This is a genomic window from Defluviimonas aquaemixtae, assembly GCF_900302475.1.
GTDB classification, from domain to species: Bacteria; Pseudomonadota; Alphaproteobacteria; order Rhodobacterales; family Rhodobacteraceae; genus Albidovulum; species Albidovulum aquaemixtae.
In genome coordinates this window covers 1,565,282-1,584,218 of the sequence record NZ_OMOQ01000001.1, presented here as the reverse complement: position 1 = coordinate 1,584,218, position 18,937 = coordinate 1,565,282, and the positions used below count along the sequence as shown (strand labels likewise).

Sequence of the window (18,937 nt, the reverse complement as noted above, 5' to 3'; positions counted from 1 at the left end):
TTTCCTTCTCCCGTCGCTCGTCCCGAGCCATCCCTAACTCAATCGCGGGGCGGGGAAAACTGATATCTGGCCAAGGCCGGGGCGCCCATGTAGGGTCCGGCGAAACCACGCCGGAGAGCCGCCATGACGACAACCGTCCCCATCCAGTTCCGCCCCGCCGAGTTCGAGACTCTGAAGGAGGCGGGCGGCCGCATCGCGCTGATCCTTGCGCCGGATGCGCGTCCCGGGGCCTTCGCGCGCCGTCTCGACCGGCTGATGCGGGGCGCGATCTCGCGCGCGATGGAGGGCAAGGCGTGGACGAAGCTCAAGTCCGGCGAGGCGATGGAGCTCGCCTATCCGGCCGGGCTTGAGGCGGAGGCCGTCCAGCTCGTGAAGCTGCCGAAGAAGGTGAGCGTGACCGAGGCGCGAAAGGCCGGCGGCGCGATCGGCAAGGCGCTTGGAGAAAACGGCGTGACTGTGATGGCGGCGGGCCACGGACGGACGACGGACATCGTGCTGGGAGCGGTGCTCAGGGCCTATGATTTCCGCCGCCACCGCACGTCGGAGGGCAATGGCAAGGGCGCGATCACGATCTTGACCGCCAAGGTCGAGGCGCTCGAGGCGGAATGGGCCGCATATGCGGCGGTCGCCGAGGGCATCGCGTTCACCCGCGACCTCGTCAACGAGCCCGCCAATGTGCTCACGACCACGGATTTCGCCGACCGGCTCGCCGCGATGAATGAAATCGGGCTCAAGGTCGAGGTGCTGGAAGAGAAGGAGCTCGAAAAGCTCGGCATGCGCGCGCTTCTGGGCGTGGGGCAGGGGTCCGAGAGCCCCTCGAAGGTCGTCGTGATGGAGTGGCAGGGCGGCAAGAAGGGCGACGCGCCCTTGGCGCTCGTGGGCAAGGGGGTCGTCTTCGACACCGGCGGGATCTCGATCAAGCCGGCCGCGGGGATGGAAGAGATGACGATGGACATGGGCGGCGCTGGCGTCGTCGCAGGTGTGATGCGCGCCATCGCGCTGAGGAAGGCCAAGGCTAATGTCGTCGGGCTCGTGGGCCTCGTCGAGAACATGCCGGACGGCCGCGCCCAGCGGCCGGGCGACATCGTGAAGTCGATGAAGGGCGACACGATCGAGGTGATCAACACCGACGCCGAAGGGCGGCTCGTCCTGGCCGACGTTCTGTGGTACGCGCAGGACAGGTACAAGCCTGCCGGGCTCGTCAATCTCGCGACGCTCACGGGCGCGATGATCATCGCGCTCGGCCATGAAAACGCGGGTGTCTTCTCGAACGACGACGCGCTCTGCGGCGCGCTCCTGAAGGCCGCGGAAGCGGAAGGCGAGGGTGCCTGGCGGATGCCGATGGGCGCGGCCTATGACGAGCTGTTGAAATCGCGGCTGGCGGACATGAAGAACATCGGCGGCCGGCCCGCCGGGTCGATCACCGCCGCGCAGTTCCTGCGCCGTTTCGTGAAGGACGATGTACCCTGGTGCCATATCGACATCGCGGGCGTGACGCTGCCACCGAAGGAAACCGATCTCGCGCCCAAAGGGGCGACCGGCTGGGGGGTTATGTCGCTTGACCGGCTAATCCGTGATAGGTTTGAAGGCCAGGGCTGAGGCCCCCGAAACCGGGAACGAACGCCATGATCATCCCCGCCACACGCTACAAGGACTGCGAGGCCGCGCTTGGCTTTCTGAAGGAGGCGTTCGGTCTTCACGAACATGCCATCCATCGCGATGAGGCGGGGAACATCGTCCATGCACAGCTTATGCATGCGGGCGGTATGGTCATGTTCGGCCCGGCGCGGGACGGTGAGTTCGACAAGCTGATGACCGATCCCGCCGAAACGGGCGGGCGCGAGACGACGACGATCTATGTCGTGGTCCGCGACGTTCCCGGCCTTTATGAGCAGGCGAAGGAGAGGGGGGCGAAAATTCTCCTGCCGCTTAGGCACGAGGACTACGGCGGCCAGAGCTTCACCGCCGCCGATCCGGAAGGCCATATCTGGTCCTTCGGCAGCTATGATCCGCTCGCCCCGCATCCGGCCTGATGGGACAGGTTTTCTTCTATCACCTCACGCGCTCGCCGCTCGAGACGACGCTTCCGATGCTGCTGTCGAAGTCGCTTCAGGCCGGCTGGCATGTGGTCGTGCGGGGCCGTGACGCGGATCGCCTGACCTGGCTTGACCAGAAGCTTTGGACGGGTTCGGAGGAGGCGTTTCTGCCGCATGGGATCGCCGAAGGAGCGCATGACGCCCTGCAGCCAATCCTGCTTACGACGGGGGAAGAGATGCCGAACGGCGCCCAGTGCCTCATGTCGGTGGATGGAGCCGGGGTCGCGATCGAGGAATGCGCGCGGCTCGAGCGTGTCTGCGTGATCTTCGACGGCAATGACGCGACCGCGCTCGACCATGCGCGCGGGCAGTGGAAGGCGCTGACCCAGGCGGGTGCCGTCGCGCAATACTGGAGCGAGGCGGGCGGGCGCTGGGAAAAGAAGGCCGAGAGCGGGGCGTGAGCCGGGCGGATTCTTTCGCCTCGGGAGACTACCAGACGTCCGGGTCGATCCCTTGCGCTTCCAGCTCTGCGAACTTGTCCTGCAGATATCGCTGGAAAGGCTGGTCGCGATAAGCGCCGGTGGCGACGTATTCGAGGCCCGAGAGATGGTGGAACGGCTTGAAATAGCCAGGCAACCGGAAGGCCTCCGCCTGCCGCAGATCGCTCGCACCGGCATTTTCGGCTGGAAAGAGAACTTGGGTCGGCGTGAAGTTCACGAACCACTTCTGCGCGAGTTGACGCTCTTCCATTTCCTCGCCGTCGAAATCCAGAACGGCCCGCGCGCCCCAGAGGTCGAGCTGCACGACCAGGAAATGCGCCTGGATGAAATCGGTGATCTCGGTGCGGGCGAAATTGACCTGATGCAGTTCGCGGCAATAGGGGCAGCCGCGCTGCTCGAAGAGGGCGATCAGCCCCTTGCCCTCGGCCGCCGCATCTTCGAGATCGGCCCCGAGCTCTAGAAAGCTGTCAAGGAAGAACGGCTGCTTGTGAAGCCCGTCGTCGCCCACGATCGTCTCGGCGCGCGCGCGGCTGGAGATCATACCTGCCGCCGCGGCGGCGGCTCCGAAGGCAAAGAAATCGCGGCGCTTCAATGCAGGGTCCTTCCGTTGACCCGCGCGATGGTAGCATGGCCGGCGCCTCCGCGAACAGGGGACCGGCCGAGAGCCGCCGGTGTCAGCGCCTGAGGATCAGCCGGTCGCGCGTCAGCGTCACCTCGTGCCGGGCGAGATAGCTCATGCCCAGAAGCGAGGTGTCGAGCGCGCCGCCGTTCACCACGGCGGGCAGGTTGGTGTCGGTGATGCCGGCGAGCGTGAAGGTCTCGAGGCGCACCGGTGCGGTCTCCACCCGTCCATTCGCGGTCATCGCGGTGCCGAAGTAGTTCAGCGTCTCGGGGTCAAGTCCCGCGCGTTCGGCGTCGCGCTGGCTCAGCACGATGTCCGAGGCCCCGGTATCCACCACGAAGAGCACCCGCGCCCCGTTGATTTCTGCCGTGACGTAGAAATGGCCGTCCTCGGCGACCGGCACCTCGATCTGGTCGCCGCGCAGCACCGCCTCTTGCGGAATGGCCGAGCGTTGGATGTCGCCCCAGAGCCCGGCGACGGCAATCGCGCCGAGGAAGATGAGCCCCCAGACAGCCGCCTGCTGCGCCGTCTTGCCGAGCTGTTTGCGGTTCTGCATCAGGAAATAGCCAGCGATGACCGCGCCGAGCAGTCCCAGATAGATCAGCCGTGCGACGTCACCCTCAGCCATCGCTTAGAGGAACCCCGTGCCGCGGATTCCGTCAAGGACGAACTGGACCGACAGCGCGGCGAGGAGCATCCCGAGAAGCCGGGTTATGACAACCGTCCCGGTGCGGCCCAGGAGCCGTTCGATCGGGGTGGAGGCGAGGAAGAAGAGAAAGGTAACGATCAGCATGGCCGCCATGAGCCCGAGCACGGTCAACGTGCCGGGCCAATCGCCGCCCGATTCGCCGATCAAGAGGATCATCGAGGCGATCGCGCCCGGCCCGGCGATGAGAGGCGTGGCGAGCGGAAAGACCGACGGATCGTGATCGGGGTCGGGCTGCTGGCCCTCGCGCCGCTGAGTGCGGCGCTCGAAGAGCATGTCGAGCGCGGTGAGGAAGAGCAGGATGCCGCCCGCGATGCGGAAGGCCGGCATCGAGATGCCGATGAATCCGAGGATCGATTCCCCGAAGAGCCCGAACAATGTCAGAAGCATGCCCGCGATCAGGCAGGCGCGCAGCCCCAGCCGGCGGCGGTGCTCGGCGTCCATCCCCTGTGTCAATGCGATGAAGAGGGGCACGAGTCCGGGCGGGTCGATGACCACGAAGAGCGTGGCGAATGAGGTGATGAGGAAAGCGGTATCCATCATCATGCCATACGGGCGGCTTGCGGGTTCGGCAAGGGGCGCTCAGTCCGCTTCCATCGCGTCAAGCCGCTCGTGCGCGGCGAGCCAGAGCGCCTCGGCACGCGCCATCGCGTCTTCGATTTCCGCGAACTTGCGGTTCCAGCCCTCAAGCTCGTGGATGCGCGTCTCATCGTACAGCGAGGGGTCGGCGAGCTTGGCCGAGAGCTTCTCGCGCATCTCGGAGAGCTTTTCGAGCCGCTCCTCGCATTTGCGCACGTCCGAGCGAAGCGCGAGAATCGTGTCGCGTGGCGCCAGCGCCTCTTTGGTTTTCGGCCTCGCGGCGGGTTTGACCGCGTCATCGCGCGCCAGCAAGTCGTTCCGGTAGGTCTCGAGATCGTGTGGATAGGGCACGACAGTGCCGCCCTTCACGAGCCAGAGGCGGTCCGCGATCAGGCTCAGAAGATGCATGTCGTGCGAGACGAGGATCACCGCGCCGGGATATTCGGTCAGCGCCTCGACCAGCCCCTCGCGGCTTTCGATGTCGAGGTGGTTTGTGGGTTCGTCGAGGATCAGGAGATGCGGCGCGTCGATCGTGGCGAGAAGGAGCGACAGCCGCGCCTTCTGCCCGCCCGAGAGCCGCGCGACGGGCGTGTCGGCCTGTTCGGCGAGCAGCCCGAAGCCCGCAAGCCGGGCGCGGAGCTTCGCCTGCGCCTCCTCGGGGCGGAGGCGCCGGACGTGCTGCAGGGGCGTTTCGTCCACGTGCAACTCGTCCACCTGATGCTGCGCGAAATAGCCGATGCGGAGCTTGCGGGACCGTTCGACCTTGCCGTCACAGGTCTGAAGCTTGTCCGCCAAGAGCTTGGAAAGCGTGGATTTCCCCTCGCCGTTCTTGCCGAGAAGCGCGATCCGGTCGTCCTGGTCGATCCTGAGGTTCAGCCGCCTCAGCACCGGCGGTCCGTCATAGCCAACCGCCGCACCCTCCATCTGGATGATCGGCGGCGAAAGCTGCTCGGGCGCGGGGAAGGTGAAAACGACGCGCCTGGCCTCCTCCGGCACGGTGATCGGCGTCATCTTCTCGAGCATCTTGATCCGGCTCTGCGCCTGCACCGCCTTCGACGCCTTGTAGCGGAAGCGGTCGACGAAGCTTTGCAGATGCGCGCGCCGCGCCTCCTGCTTTTTTGCTTCCGCCGCCTGCACCGCCATCCGCGCGGCGCGGTTCGCGGCGAAGGTTTCGTAGGGTCCGGTCCAGAGCGTGAGCTTGCGGTTTTCCAGATGCAGGATCGCGCCCACGGCGCGGTTCAGAAGGCCGCGGTCGTGGCTGATGATGATGACGGTATGGGGATACTTCGCGAGGTAGCTTTCAAGCCAGAGCGCCCCTTCCAGGTCGAGATAATTGGTCGGTTCGTCCAGAAGCAGCAAGTCAGGCTCTGCGAACAGCACGCCCGCCAGCGCCACCCGCATCCGCCAGCCGCCCGAGAAGTCCGAGCAGGGTCGGCGCTGGTCGGCCTCGTCGAATCCGAGACCTTTCAGGATCGCCGACGCCCTCGCCTCGGCCGACCATGCGTCGATATCCGCCAGCCGGTGCTGGATCTCGGCGATGCGGTGCGGGTCGGTCGCGGTCTCTGCCTCGGCCAACAAGCCGGCCCGTTCGGTGTCGGCCGCAAGGACCGTGTCGAGCAGCGGGGTCGAGGATGATGGCACTTCCTGATCCACGCCGCCAATCTTCGCGCGCGAGGGCAGGGCGATCTCGCCGCCTTCGAGCGCCAACTCGCCGCGGATCAGCTTGAAGAGCGTCGTCTTGCCCGCGCCGTTCTTGCCGACCAACCCGACCTTGTGGCCTGCGGGAATCGTGGCCGACGCCCCTTCGATGAGCGGCCGCCCCTCGACGGAATAGGTGATGTCGGCGATCCTGAGCATGGCGATGCGCATAGCAAAGCGACGGATCGGGATAAAGCCCACCTCACGTTCTGTCTCCACATACTGCGCGGTCCGGGGCGCCGCTGCGGCCGGCGGCGTCAGCGGCACCTTTTCAATTCTGAGCCCCCATGCTAGCAGGCGCGCAATCCAAATCCGGCGCGGGGGAAGGGCCTGCCGCGCCGCCACAACGAGGGCACCGACATGGCGATCGAACGCACGCTTTCCATCATCAAACCCGACGCGACGAACCGCAACCTGACCGGCAAGATCAACGCCAAGTTCGAAGAGGCGGGGCTTCGCATCATCGCTCAGAAGCGCATTAAGCTGACGATGGATGAGGCCGGCAAGTTCTACGAGGTCCACAAGGAACGCCCGTTCTACGGCGAACTGTGCGAGTTCATGGCCTCGGCTCCGGTCGTCGTTCAGGTGCTCGAAGGCGAGAGCGCCATCGCGAAAAACCGCGAAGTGATGGGCGCGACCAACCCCGCCGACGCCGCACCGGGCACGATTCGCAAGGAATTCGCGAACTCGGTCGGCGAAAATTCGGTCCACGGTTCGGATGCGCCGGAAACCGCGACGGTCGAGATCGCCTTCTTCTTCTCGGGTCTCGAACTCGTCGGCTAAGTTTCCGGGCCGCGTGGCCTGAGACCGATCTCATCGAGGACCGCTTCCATCTGGGCGCGGTCCTTTTCCTTTTCCGGCAACGTGACGACCTGAGCCTTCAGCGCGTCGAACCTTGCCCTGAGCGCCTTCTTCTCGTCGCCCCGGCAATCATTCCAGGGCCGGCCCTGAAGACCCATGACGAGGACGTAGTAGCCGATGAAATGCGGCCGCGTTCCGGCTTTCAGGAGTTTCAGGTAGGCTTGGTCCGCGCCCAATGCGCGGATTTCCTCGGCCGTGTGAATGCCAGCCCGGGCGAAGGCCGCCTCGGAGGCGGGGCCGAGATTGGGAATCGTCGATACGGGGTCCGGCATTGGGGCAACTGGGAGGCACCTGGCGTCCCGCCAGTCTAGCCCGCGCGCGGACTGGCGACTATACTCAGATCGACGCCCAGTCGCTGAAATGCATCGGCCGCATCTGTTCCGCAGGGGTATCGGCAAGCTGCGAATCCGGCTTGCGGCGTTCCCTCGTCTCCGATTGGCTCTGCTGCGTCTGCTGGCGGCGCTCTGTCGTTCCCGCTTCCATTTGCTTCGGCATGTCCATCCGCTTCTTCCTTCCCGCGCGGTCCTCTCCGGAACCGCGACTTGACCCTACTGTAAGGCCATACTCACATTTGACGGTGACAATGGCGCGGCGCAGATAAGGCCGCGACCGGGCACCGTCAATAATTTTGTTACACAAATGTGTTTTCGCCAACGGGGGTATTCCATAATCCGGTGATTGCGAGTCTTTCGGGCAACATTCCGGGGTTCGAATCCCGCTTAAAGCTCGGATTTGAAACATAATCGGGCAAGTATTCGCCGAGGCTATCAACCCGCGATTGCGGGCGGAGCCTCGGGCGCCGAGCCATTTCGGGTCAAGACGCGAATGCGGCGGCGAAAGGTTCAGGCAAGTCGAACTCGACCAGGGCGCGGGCGCGGGCTTCGGCGGACATCTTGCGGGCGGTGCGGGTGACGATTCGCTCAAGCTCCTCCGTGTCGCGTCCGTCGGCGAAGGGTTGAAAATACCACCTAAGGAAAGTGAAGCAGATCACGTCCTCGAGCGCCTGCACCTCGTCGTCGCGCTTTATGCCCTCCTTGCGGATCATGCGGCCTACCCGGTCGATGCTCTCGGGGTCGTAACCTTGCGCCGACATGATCTCGCCCACGCGGCGCGCGTGATACTGGGCGAGGTCGCGGCGCCAGTCGAGATAGCCCTTACGGCCCTCGGGATAACCGGCGCGGGGCGAGGTCCAGCGTTCGACATGCTGACCGCGTGCGGCGATGCGCAACTCGTCCGAAGCGCCGGGGCGAAGCCGTTCGAGCTCTTCCGTCATGCGCTCGCCGTAAAGCCGCGCGGCGGGCGTGCCTTCGGAACGGTCGGGATCGGCGTCATTGGCCGCGTCGATGGCGGCGAGCGTGCGGGCGAGACGGGTCATGGCGGTCCTTTGCATCGGTCGGACGAACGGTGCATCGCGCGTAGTGCGCCGTCAAGGCGCGGACCCGGCATCGACAGTGGGCGCGCCGAAACCGCGATTTCGCCCCATTCTTAACCCATTCACGGGATTTTCTGTGCATTGACCACGAATCCCGGGGCAATACATGCACGCGACCGATACTGACAGCGCCGCACGGCCAGGCGTTCTTGCGCCCGTCGTCTTCACCGGCACGATATTTCTCAGCGCATCGCTTCTGTTCTTCGTCCAGCCGCTCTTTGCCAAGATTGTGCTGCCGCAGATCGGCGGCGCTCCCGCGGTCTGGACGACGGCGATGCTGTTCTTCCAGACGGTGCTGATCGGCGGCTATCTCTACGCGCATGTCGTCGCGCGGCATCTGCCCGTTCGCGCGCAGCTTGCGCTCCATCTGTTGCTTTGGGGCGGTGCGCTCGCATTCCTGCCGCTCGCCATTCCCGAGGGCTGGCAGTACGACGCCGCGCGGCCGGCGGTCTGGCAAACGCTGATGCTGTTCGGGCTCGGCGTGGGCGTGCCCTTCGCGGTCCTGTCGGCGAACGCGCCGCTGTTGCAGTCGTGGTATGCGCGCAGCGACGGGCCTTCGGCGGAGGACCCGTATTTTCTCTACGGTGCGAGCAATCTTGGTTCGCTTGTCGCCCTTCTGGCATTTCCGCTGGTCGCCGAGCCGCTGTTCGGCGCGGCCGAGATCGGGCGGGGATGGGCCGCCGGGTTCGCGTTGCTGGGCGTGTTTCTCCTGTCATCCGGCCTTCTGGCCGCCCGTGGCCGCGACTTTGTGACCCATGCCGAGCCCGCGGCGCCCGAGGCGCGGCCCGGCCCCGCCGCGATCGGGCGCTGGGTCCTACTGGCCTTCGTTCCCTCGTCGATGATGCTGGCGGTGACCACCAAGATCTCGACCGATATCGGGGCGATCCCGCTCGTCTGGGTGATCCCGCTCGCGCTGTATCTCCTGAGCTTCGTCCTGACCTTCACGCGCCGGTCGCTCCTGCCGCCTGGCGTGCTGCGCATCGCCTATCTCGGCGCGCTCGGCTGGCTCGGGGCTGTCTTCACCGGCCTCGCAGGCGCACATCTGGAGCTTTGGGGGGTTGGCGCGCTGATCGTCAGCTTCTTCATTGTGGCGCTCTTCGCGCATCAGAAGCTGTATGCAGCGCGGCCCTCAGGCGCGCATCTGACGCTCTTCTACCTCGTGATGTCGGTGGGGGGAGCGCTTGGCGGGCTCTTCAACTCGGTCCTCGCGCCCATCATCTTCAACAGCCTCGCCGAAGGCGGCGTGACAACGCTTCTGGCCGCCACGCTCGTTCTCAGCGCCCAGATGCGGCTCACACGGGCCCTTATCCGCAAGGGGCTGATCGGGGGCGCGCTGGCGGCGCTGCCGTTGATTCTGGCCGCACGCGCCGTGCAGATCGACGATTGGCTGACACTGAAGCTCATCATGTTCGCGATGGCCGCCTTCGCCGCAATCGCGCTGCGCACGACGCTGCCGGCGGCGGCGCTGGCGGCGGGGCTTGTCATGGTGTCGGGCACCTACGTCATTCCCGACGGCGACAGCTTCCGCGACCGCAGTTTCTTCGGCACGCACCGGGTGACCGACGAGGACGGGATGCGGCACTACGCGAACGGCACGACGATCCACGGCGCCGAGCGCCTGACCGACTACGGCGCGCCGCGGCCCGAGCCTTTGTTCTACTACCACCCGAATGGGCCCATGGCGCAGGTGCTGACCTCGGAACCGGGCCAAATGGCCGGGCGAGTGGGCATCGTCGGGCTGGGCGTCGGCGCGCTGTCCTGCTACCGGCAGGACGGGCAGGAATGGCATTTCTACGAGATTGACCGCGTGGTCGACGAGATCGCGCGCAATTCCGAACTTTTCACCTTCATGTCGAACTGCGCGTCCGACGCGCCCACCCATCTCGGCGATGCGCGCATGGTGCTTGCAGGGCAGGAGGGCTTGCGTTTCGACATCCTCATCATCGACGCCTATGGCTCGGATGCGGTGCCGATGCATCTGACGACCCATGAGGCGATGCAGCTTTACCTTGACCGGCTGTCGCCGGACGGGCTGCTCGTCTATCACATCTCGAACCGCTACTACGCGATCCAGCGGCCCTTGTCGCGGAGCGCCGAAGCGCTGGGGCTTCAGGCGCGCATCCAAACCTACCAGGGCAATACCGAGATCGATCCCGGCGACACTGCCTCGCGCGTTGTCCTGATCTCGCGCAGCGAAGCGGCGCTTGGACCGCTCGCGCGGGACGGCCGGTGGCAGCCGCTGCCATCCGATGGCGGGCGCATCTGGACCGATGATTTCGCGAACCTTCTGACGATCCTCGAATGAACCGGACGCGGTTGACAGGGTGCTTGCTGAACCAGTCCTCGATCGGGCCGGCGCGGCCGGCGATCTCGCGGGTTCGGCGGCCATTGAAACTCCGACCCGATCGACAGTTGAAGCCCGGGACCCTGCAGATCCGACGCGTGCAGCGGAGCCACACTTCTCCGCGATTGGCTTTTCGTCGCCGTGATTAACGGATATGGAGGGGCCCGAACAGAGAACGGCCCGCATCGCTGGTCCATCGCGGCCAGCCGGGCGACGGAGACGTTGAAATGACTCCCTTTGCGATTGCCGGCGTGCAGATGCATGTCAGCGCCCTCAACTCGAACGTCGAAGGCATGATCCATCGCCTCGACATTCTGATGATGCGCTTTCCCTGGACCCAGATGGTCCTGTTTTCCGAATTGTCGCCCTACGGGCCGCTCACGCGGTTCGTCCAGCCCTTCGAGAATGAGGCGCTCGACCAGTTCCGCGCGGCCGCGAAGCGGCACGGGGTCTGGCTGATCCCGGGCTCGATGTTCGAGCGCACGGAGGATGGCCGCATCTTTAACACCGCGGCCGTCATCGACCCTTCGGGTCATGTCGTCACGCGCTACCGCAAGATGTTCCCGTTCCGGCCCTACGAGTCCGAGGTCGAGGCGGGCACCGAGTTCTGCATCTTCGACGTGCCGAGTGTCGGCCGCTTCGGGCTGTCGATCTGCTACGATATCTGGTTCCCCGAGACCACGCGGCAGCTGACCAGCGCGGGGGTCGAGGTCCTGCTGCACCCGGTCCTGACCGGAACGACGGACCGTGACGCGGAGCTTGCGATCACGCGCGCCACGGCCGCGCAGTTCCAAAGCTATATCATCGACGTGAACGGGCTCGGCGCGGGCGGGGTCGGCCGTTCGCTGGTCGTCGATCCTGCGGCCACGGTGCTGCACCAGTCGGCGGGGCAGGAGGACATGTTCCCGATCGAAATCGATATCGATCAAGTGCGTCGTCAGCGCGAAACCGGGTTCAAGGGACTGGGCCAGGTGTTGAAAAGCTTCCGCGACCGGTCGGTGGATTTTTCGGTCTACGACCGGGCGAGCGCCGCAGACGCGTATCTCAAGACGTTGGGACCCTTAGAAATTCCGCGCCAAGGCTCGCGCGCGGGGCTTCAGTTTCCGGTTGTGGGAACCGATGGGATCGCGCATGCTGGACATCAGATGGCGTTCCACTCGGTTCAGACCGAGACGGATGACCAGCCGCCCAAGGCGGACAGAACAGCGAGCGGCTGAGCGCTCGGAGCGATACGAAATCCACGTATTCCGGATCAGCTCTCGGCCGCCGTCACAACAGGGTCGAGAACATGCAATCGGTCAACGACTACTATTCTGCCATTCAGCTCCGCTCGGATCGCTGGAGCGCCCTGCGCGCCGCGACGGGGGAACTTAGTCGCGATCCATCCGGCCGCAAGGCGGCGGCGCTCAACAAGCAGGTCAACGAACTTTTCGATGCGCTCGCGCTCATCGAGCGCTATTGGGCCTTTCCAGGCACTCAGGCCTTCGACCACCTCCGCCGCCAATTCGAGCATGGCAATCTCGACGACCTCGCCTTTGGCGTGCACCGGGTCACGCGGGCGCTTACGACCGGGGCCTATCGCCGGCGGCACATCCCGCTCGACCGCGACGCGGCCGATGCCGAGGATCACGAGGACGAGGCGATGCTGCCGCCCGAAGCGCGGGCGCTGGCGCGCCCGTATTTCGAGGTGATCATCGTCGACGACCTGAACGAGCATCAGGAACGCTGGCTCAGGAACAACGTCCAGCGCATGCGGCGGAGCGAGGATCCCTTCGTCTACGAGACCGTCGTGGTGCCGAGCCTCGAGGACGCACTGATCGGCGTGCTCTTCAACCACAACGTCCAGGCGGTCGTGGTGAGACCCGGGCTGACGCTGAAGTCGCGGGCGGAACTGCCGATCCTGAAGCGCTACCTGAACCGGGCCGGCGGCGCGGAGGGAATCGAGGGGCTTAAGCCCGAGGATTACGGGCCCGAGCTCTGCCGGCTGATCGCGAAGGTGCGGCCGGAGCTTGACGCCTATCTGGTGACCGAACGCTCGGTGGAGGAGATCGCCGGGCTCGATCTCGGCATCTGCCGGCGCGTCTTCTACAACCAGGAAGACTTCATGGAATTGCACCTCAACATCCTGAGGGGGGTGCAGTCCCGCTACAAGACGCCGTTCTTCACGGCGCTCGTGGAGTATTCCAAGCAGCCCACCGGCGTCTTTCACGCTATGCCGATCAGCCGCGGCAAGTCGATCTCGCGCTCGCACTGGATCCAGGACATGGGGGCGTTCTACGGGCCGAACATCTTCCTCGCCGAGACCTCGGCGACGAGCGGCGGGCTCGACAGCCTGCTCGAACCGCACGGGCCGATCAAACGCGCCCAGGAACTCGCTGCCCGCGCCTTCGGCTCGAAGCAGACGTTCTTCGCTACGAACGGCACTTCGACCTGCAACAAGATCGTCGTACAAGCCCTTGTCAGGCCGGGAGATATCGTGCTGGTGGACCGCGACTGCCACAAGTCGCACCACTACGGCATGGTGCTGGCGGGCGCGCAGGTCGTCTATCTCGACAGCTATCCCCTGAACGAATACTCGATGTACGGGGCGGTGCCGCTTCGGGAAATCAAGCATCAGCTTCTGAAGCTGAAGGCGGCGGGCAAGCTCGATAAGGTGCGGATGCTCCTGCTCACGAACTGCACCTTCGACGGCGTGGTCTACAATGTCGAGCGGGTGATGGAGGAATGCCTCGCCGTCAAGCCCGACCTCATCTTCCTCTGGGACGAGGCCTGGTTCGCCTTCGCCCGGTTCGGTCCGACTTACCGTCAGCGCACCGCGATGAACGCCGCCAACGCGCTGAGGGAGCGGCTTAGAGGCCCCGACCAGACCAAGGCCTGGGAGAAGCAGCAAGAAAAGCTGAAAGACGCCGACGAGAAGGCGCTGCTGAACGCGCGGCTCGTCCCGCCGCCCGACGCGCGCGTTCGGGTCTACGCGACCCAGTCGACGCACAAGACGCTAACCGCGCTCCGACAGGGATCGATGATCCATGTCAACGATCAGGACTTCAAGGGCGAGGTCGAGCAATCGTTCCATGAAGCCTACATGACCCACACCTCGACCAGCCCGAACTACCAGATCATCGCCTCGCTAGATGTCGGCCGGCGGCAGGTCGAGCTCGAGGGGTTCGAATTCGTGCAGCGCCAGGTCGAGGCGGCGATGTCGATGCGCAAGGCGATCTCGACCCATCCGCTCTTGCAGAAATACTTCAAGGTCCTGACCGCCGGCGACATGATCCCCGAGGAGTACCGCGAAAGCGGGGTCGAGAGCTACTACGACCCCCATCAGGGCTGGACCGACATCTGGGAATGCTGGGAACAGGACGAGTTCGTGCTCGACGCGACGCGGGTGACGCTCGCCGTCGGCGGTACCGGCTGGGACGGCGACACGTTCAAGACCCAGATCCTGATGGACAAGTACGGCATCCAGATCAACAAGACCTCGCGCAACACCGTGCTGTTCATGACGAACATCGGCACCACGCGGTCCTCGGTCGCCTACCTGATCGAGGTTCTCGTGGAGATCGCGCATGAACTCGACGACCTGCTCGACGATGCCTCGAAGATGGAGCGGCTCGCCTTCGAACACCGCGTCAAGGCGCTGGTGGAGGATCTGCCGCCGCTGCCTGACTTCTCGCGCTTCCACGACGCATTCTGCGGCGACCCGACGACCGGGGAGGGCGACATCCGGACCGCGTTCTTCTACAGCTACGACGAGAACAACTGCGACTATCTCGCGCTCGACGGCTCCATCCGCGAGGCGATGGAAAGCGGGCGCGAGGTCGTGTCGGCCTCATTCATCATCCCCTATCCGCCTGGCTTCCCGATCCTCGTGCCCGGTCAGGTGGTGAGCGAGGAGATCCTCGCCTTCATGCGCGCGCTCGACGTGAACGAGATCCACGGCTACCGGCCCGACCTGGGCCTGCGCGTCTTCACCGAGGAGGCGCTGCACGGACTATTGAAGAAGAAGCTGCCGAAGGCGGCGGAATGAACAGGGGAGTACCAAATGGCTAAAGGCGAACTGAAGAACATCTCCGAAATCCGCCGGCATTTTCACCGCAACGAAGATCCGATCTATTTCATCTCGGCGACCAATTTCAACCTCTTGGGCATCGACGAATGGTGCAAGAATTTCAAATACATATGCTATATCGACTGCTATGACGGCCGTCATCCGAACGTGTTCTGCCCGTCCGAGCAGCCGCATGCGGAGTTCCAGTCGATCGAGGAGATCAACAACTACCTCCTCCAGCACAAGGAGGTGATCGACCTCATCAAGCGGCGCGGCGGCAAGCCGAAGTTCGTCTTCCTGATGTTCGACGAGGAGACCGAGCGGCTGGCCAAGGAGCTGGGCGCCGAGGTCTGGTTCCCGAAGGCGAAGCTCCGGACCAATATGGACAACAAGATCGAGACCGTGCGGATCGGCAACAAGGCCGGTGTGCCCTCGGTGCCGAACGTGCTGGCCGAGGTCAAGAGCTACGACGACCTCCGCAAGACGTGCGAGAAGGCCGGGATCGGCCATGACCTCGTGCTGCAATCGGCGTTCGGCGATTCCGGCCATACCACATTCTTCATCAAGTCCGAGGCCGATTTCCGCCGCCACGAACACGAGATCATCGGCGAAGGCGAGATCAAGATCATGAAGCGCATCGATTGCCGCGGATCGGCGATCGAAGCCTGCGCGACGAAGGAGGGCACGATCGTCGGGCCCCTGATGACCGAGCTCGTGGGCTTCAAGGAGCTGACCCCCTATCGCGGCGGCTGGTGCGGCAACGAGATATTCTCGACCGCCTTCCCGCCGAAGACCCGCCAGAAGGCGCGGGAGCTGACCTTCAAGTTCGGCGAGCAGCTTCGCAAGGAGGGGTATCGCGGCTACTTCGAGCTTGATTTCCTGATCGACAAGAAGACCGGCGACATCTGGCTTGGCGAGCTAAATCCGCGCATTACCGGGGCGTCATCAATGACAAACCACGCCGCCTTCGCCCATGCCGACGCGCCGCTCTTCCTGTTCCATCTGCTCGAGTTCTCGAGAAAGAAGTTCCACCTCGGCATCAAGGAGCTGAACGCCCGCTGGGCCGATGCCGACATGATCGATTCATGGAGCCAGATGGTCATCAAGCATACCGAGGACAGCGTCGACATCGTCACCCACGCGCCGCAGACCGGCATCTACAAGATGCTGGAGGACGGCCGGGTCGTCTTCGACCGCTTCGACTATCACCGCCGCGCCGTGGAATCGGAGAACGAGGCCTTCTTCCTGCGCATCCTGAAGCCCGGCGACTACCGCTACGAAGGCGCCGATCTCGGCATTCTCGTCACGCGCGGACGCTCGATGACCGCGGGCTTCAAGCTCAACGAGCGCGCCAAGAAGTGGATCCACGGTATCAAGCACGGCTTCGCCGCGCGGCCCCTGGACATGGCGCAGGCCGGTCCGGCGCTTGCCGATCCCGTGTTCAAGATTATGTAGCCCATGCCGGGTCCGGCGCGTGCGCCGCACCCGAGGACCGGACCGACATGGAATTTCCCTGGCGCGCCATCGACGAACCCAAGCCCGGCCCGAAATGGGCCGCGCTTTTTGCCGAGTATTGGCCGGACTATCATCGCTGGTGGCTGAGGGAGGGCGAGGGGCCGCGCCCGCCTTTCTGGGAAAGCCGGCAGGCGCTGAAGCAGCACATGCCGGAACTCGTTCCGCTCTATGACCGGCTCTGCGAGCTTGCCGGCGGTGGAGATCACGCAGCGCGGTTTTTGTCCTTCTACCGCCCGCCGCCTTACCTGTCAGGATGCAGCCAGGCGATCTGGCCGGGGCGCGAGCCGGTCATGGTCCGGAACTACGACTACAATCCAAACGCGTTCGACAGGATCATAATGCGTACGGAGTGGCTGGGGCGGAGCGTGCTCGGCACGAGCGACGGGCTCTGGGGGCTCGTCGATGGCGTGAACGACGCCGGGCTCGCCGCATCTCTGACCTTCGGTGGAAGACAGGTGGTGGGGGAGGGCTTCGGCGTGCCGCTGATCCTGCGCTACGTGCTCCAGACCTGCCAGACCGCCGAAGAGGCGGGCGCGGCGCTCGCCCGCATCCCCACGCATATGAGCTACAACGTCACCGTCCTTGACGCCAAGCGGCGCTTCCTGACCGTGATGATGGCGCCCGACCGCCCGGCCGAGATCACGCATGCGGCGGTCGCCACCAATCACCAGAAGACAGTGGAGTGGACGAGCCATGCGCGCATGACCGCGACGGTGGAGCGTGAGCGCTTCCTGCTACAGCGCCTCACGCTGCATATCGAAGCGCAGGAAAAGTTCATCTCGGCCTTCCTGCGCCCGCCGATCTATTCGACCGCCTTCGCGCACGGGTTCGGAACGCTCTACACCGCCGTCTACCGGCCACGCCTGGGTGAGATGGAACTGCGCTGGCCCGGTGCGTCTTGGCGCTTCGCCCTGGACGGATTCGAGGAAGGCACGCGGCTCATTCACACGCCGGAGACGGCTGGGATCGGGGTCAGGTAAGCGCGTCTCGGGCACGGCTCAGAAGCTGGCGAACGAGCGCGGCGGCGTTGCTCTCGCTGCTCGCCTCGGCATAGGCCCTGAGCTCCGGCGCATTGCCTGACGGTCGTAGATGCGCGATCGCGCCGGAGGTGAAGGTCACCCTGAGCCCGTCGGTCAGATCGAGCGCAGTTTCGGGGCCAAGACCGGCGAAGAACCGGGCACGTTCCTCCGCATCTGCGGCAAGCCGTGCAACCAGGTCTGACGAGCGTTCCGACGGCGTGTTCTGAAGCCGGTCGCTCGCCGTGTGACGGTTGGGCAGGGCGGCGACGAGTGCCGACAGCGGCTTTCCCCTTGCGGCCGTCTCGGCCAGCGGCACGAGGATCGGCAGGAATGCATCACGCGTCATCAAGGGCGCCACACTGTCGCCCGAGCCCGATGCCTCGAAGCCCAGAAGAAAGCCGCCATTCGCCTCGAACCCGACCACGCGGGCCGCAGGATCGCGCCGCGCAACCTCCATCGCCTCGATCACGTATGGCGAGCCGATCCGCGTGCGGATCACCTGCGCGAACGCGCCGGACGCCTCGATCACCGTGTTCGAGGAAAGCGGCGTCACCACCGTGCCTGCACCGAGCGCCCATGCGGTCAGAAGACCCAGCACGTCACCGGGGACGACCCGGCCTTCGGCATCCGCCACGAGCGGCCGGTCCGCGTCGCCGTCGGTCGAGACAATCGCGTGGAGCCGGTGCTCGTGCGCCCAGGACGCAAGCAGTGCGCGCGTCTCGTCGCTGACCGCTTCGGTGTCGACAGGCACGAATTCCTCCGAACGACCGAGGGGCACGGTTTCGGCCCCCAGAGCGATCAGCACGCGGTCGAGCAGGTCGCGCGCGACCGAGCTGTGTTGCCACAGCCCGACCCGCAGCCCGGAAAGTGCGCCGGCCGCGAAGTAGCCGAGATAGCGGCGGGCATAGGATTGAAGGGCATCGGGCGCGGCGCCGAGTTGGGCAGATGGCAGAACGGCCTCGCCGTCGTAGGAGGCGAGGATGGCGGCCTCGTCGGCCTTCGTGATTTCGCCATCGGCCTTGTAGAACTTCAGCCCGTTGCGATCGGCCGGAATGTGGCTGCCGGTCACCATCACCGCCGGCGCGCCCGCCGACATGGCGGCGAGCGCGAGAGCCGGGGTCGGCAGTGCACCACAATTGACAACGTCGAGCCCGAGATTTTCGGCCGCCGCTGCGACCGCCTCGGCAAGGCGCAGTGAGGAGGGGCGCAGGTCGCGTCCGATGAAGAGGACGCCGCGATGCGGGACCGACTTCAGGAAGGCGTTCACATAGCCCGCCGTCAGCCCGTCGGTGAGCTCACTCACCAGGCCCCGGAGCCCGCTCGTTCCGAATTTCGGTACCATTTTCCTCGCACGCTTTCAGTGGTTTACGAGAGGCAATTGTGACAGATCGGACGCAGATGTATAGTCGTCGCGGCAGGGGGCCGCACGCGCCGCGCGGCTTGCGGAACGGGCGCGGGGCGGGCCGGAGGCGGCAGGCGGCTGGAGCGTGGTGCGACGCGCATTGAACGGCGCGGTATTCGACCATGCATGGCAGGAGTATTCTCGCCGGGCGGCCATTGTTTCGCACTTTCCACCA

The 18,937-nt window shown here is 65.2% G+C and carries 17 protein-coding genes; 9 read left to right on the top strand and 8 right to left on the bottom strand.

Features of this window, described 5'->3' with window-relative positions; translation table 11 throughout:
* Window positions 1-123: 123 nt before the first annotated feature.
* Genes DEA8626_RS07770 through DEA8626_RS07760 form a run of 3 tightly spaced genes read left to right on the top strand, consistent with a single transcriptional unit; the run spans window position 124 to window position 2,497 of the window.
* Entirely contained in the window at window positions 124-1,599 is a 1,476-nt protein-coding gene (locus DEA8626_RS07770) for a leucyl aminopeptidase (protein ID WP_108852433.1), read from the top strand.
* 26 nt (window positions 1,600-1,625) lie between these two features.
* On the top strand, window positions 1,626-2,033 hold the full coding sequence (locus DEA8626_RS07765; RefSeq protein ID WP_108852432.1) for a VOC family protein: 408 nt from the start codon (window positions 1,626-1,628) through the stop codon (window positions 2,031-2,033).
* A complete protein-coding gene (locus DEA8626_RS07760; RefSeq protein WP_108852431.1) occupies window positions 2,033-2,497 on the top strand; it encodes a DNA polymerase III subunit chi in 465 nt (154 codons plus the stop codon). The genes DEA8626_RS07765 and DEA8626_RS07760 overlap by 1 nt, the downstream gene beginning before the upstream one ends.
* A gap of 28 nt (window positions 2,498-2,525) precedes the next feature.
* On the opposite strand, the gene DEA8626_RS07755 is transcribed toward DEA8626_RS07760, so the two are convergent.
* The 4 genes from DEA8626_RS07755 to DEA8626_RS07740 all read right to left on the bottom strand — a co-directional run bounded on the left by DEA8626_RS07755 (window position 2,526) and on the right by DEA8626_RS07740 (window position 6,300).
* On the bottom strand, window positions 2,526-3,077 hold the full coding sequence (locus tag DEA8626_RS07755; RefSeq protein WP_146188847.1) for a thioredoxin family protein: 552 nt from the start codon (window positions 3,075-3,077) through the stop codon (window positions 2,526-2,528).
* Window positions 3,078-3,210: 133 nt separating this feature from the next.
* Window positions 3,211-3,786, bottom strand: coding sequence for a retropepsin-like aspartic protease family protein (locus DEA8626_RS07750; protein WP_108852429.1), 576 nt, complete (start codon window positions 3,784-3,786; stop codon window positions 3,211-3,213).
* Between the two features lie 3 nt (window positions 3,787-3,789).
* Window positions 3,790-4,407, bottom strand: coding sequence for a MarC family protein (locus DEA8626_RS07745; protein ID WP_108853366.1), 618 nt, complete (start codon window positions 4,405-4,407; stop codon window positions 3,790-3,792).
* 39 nt (window positions 4,408-4,446) lie between these two features.
* A complete protein-coding gene (locus DEA8626_RS07740; RefSeq protein ID WP_108853365.1) occupies window positions 4,447-6,300 on the bottom strand; it encodes an ABC-F family ATP-binding cassette domain-containing protein in 1,854 nt (617 codons plus the stop codon).
* 201 nt (window positions 6,301-6,501) lie between these two features.
* On the opposite strand from DEA8626_RS07740, the gene ndk reads away from it, so the two are divergent.
* Window positions 6,502-6,924, top strand: coding sequence for a nucleoside-diphosphate kinase (gene ndk, locus DEA8626_RS07735; RefSeq protein ID WP_108852428.1), 423 nt, complete (start codon window positions 6,502-6,504; stop codon window positions 6,922-6,924).
* On the opposite strand, the gene DEA8626_RS07730 is transcribed toward ndk, so the two are convergent.
* From DEA8626_RS07730 to DEA8626_RS07725, 3 genes are all read right to left on the bottom strand, one after another.
* Window positions 6,921-7,274, bottom strand: a complete 354-nt coding sequence (locus DEA8626_RS07730; protein WP_108852427.1) for a TfoX/Sxy family protein — start codon at window positions 7,272-7,274, stop codon at window positions 6,921-6,923. The genes ndk and DEA8626_RS07730 overlap by 4 nt on opposite strands.
* A gap of 64 nt (window positions 7,275-7,338) precedes the next feature.
* Window positions 7,339-7,503 (bottom strand): hypothetical protein, encoded by a 165-nt coding sequence (locus tag DEA8626_RS21035; RefSeq protein ID WP_181366383.1) that lies wholly within the window; start codon window positions 7,501-7,503, stop codon window positions 7,339-7,341.
* 313 nt (window positions 7,504-7,816) lie between these two features.
* Window positions 7,817-8,377, bottom strand: coding sequence for a DUF4202 domain-containing protein (locus DEA8626_RS07725; RefSeq protein ID WP_108852426.1), 561 nt, complete (start codon window positions 8,375-8,377; stop codon window positions 7,817-7,819).
* A 163-nt stretch (window positions 8,378-8,540) separates the two neighbouring features.
* Here DEA8626_RS07725 and DEA8626_RS07720 point away from each other — a divergent pair, with 163 nt between their 5' ends.
* From DEA8626_RS07720 to DEA8626_RS07700, 5 genes are all read left to right on the top strand, one after another.
* Window positions 8,541-10,739, top strand: coding sequence for a fused MFS/spermidine synthase (locus tag DEA8626_RS07720; protein WP_108852425.1), 2,199 nt, complete (start codon window positions 8,541-8,543; stop codon window positions 10,737-10,739).
* A gap of 266 nt (window positions 10,740-11,005) precedes the next feature.
* Complete coding sequence (locus DEA8626_RS07715) at window positions 11,006-11,995, top strand: carbon-nitrogen hydrolase family protein (protein WP_108852424.1); 990 nt, start codon at window positions 11,006-11,008, stop codon at window positions 11,993-11,995.
* Between the two features lie 71 nt (window positions 11,996-12,066).
* Entirely contained in the window at window positions 12,067-14,805 is a 2,739-nt protein-coding gene (locus DEA8626_RS07710) for an aminotransferase class I/II-fold pyridoxal phosphate-dependent enzyme (RefSeq protein WP_108852423.1), read from the top strand.
* 15 nt (window positions 14,806-14,820) lie between these two features.
* On the top strand, window positions 14,821-16,281 hold the full coding sequence (locus DEA8626_RS07705) for a biotin carboxylase (protein WP_108852422.1): 1,461 nt from the start codon (window positions 14,821-14,823) through the stop codon (window positions 16,279-16,281).
* A 47-nt stretch (window positions 16,282-16,328) separates the two neighbouring features.
* A complete protein-coding gene (locus tag DEA8626_RS07700) occupies window positions 16,329-17,321 on the top strand; it encodes a C45 family autoproteolytic acyltransferase/hydrolase (RefSeq protein WP_108852421.1) in 993 nt (330 codons plus the stop codon).
* Here the strand turns inward: DEA8626_RS07700 and DEA8626_RS07695 are convergent.
* Window positions 17,314-18,702 (bottom strand): phosphomannomutase, encoded by a 1,389-nt coding sequence (locus DEA8626_RS07695; RefSeq protein WP_108852420.1) that lies wholly within the window; start codon window positions 18,700-18,702, stop codon window positions 17,314-17,316. The genes DEA8626_RS07700 and DEA8626_RS07695 overlap by 8 nt on opposite strands.
* Window positions 18,703-18,937 lie beyond the last annotated feature (235 nt).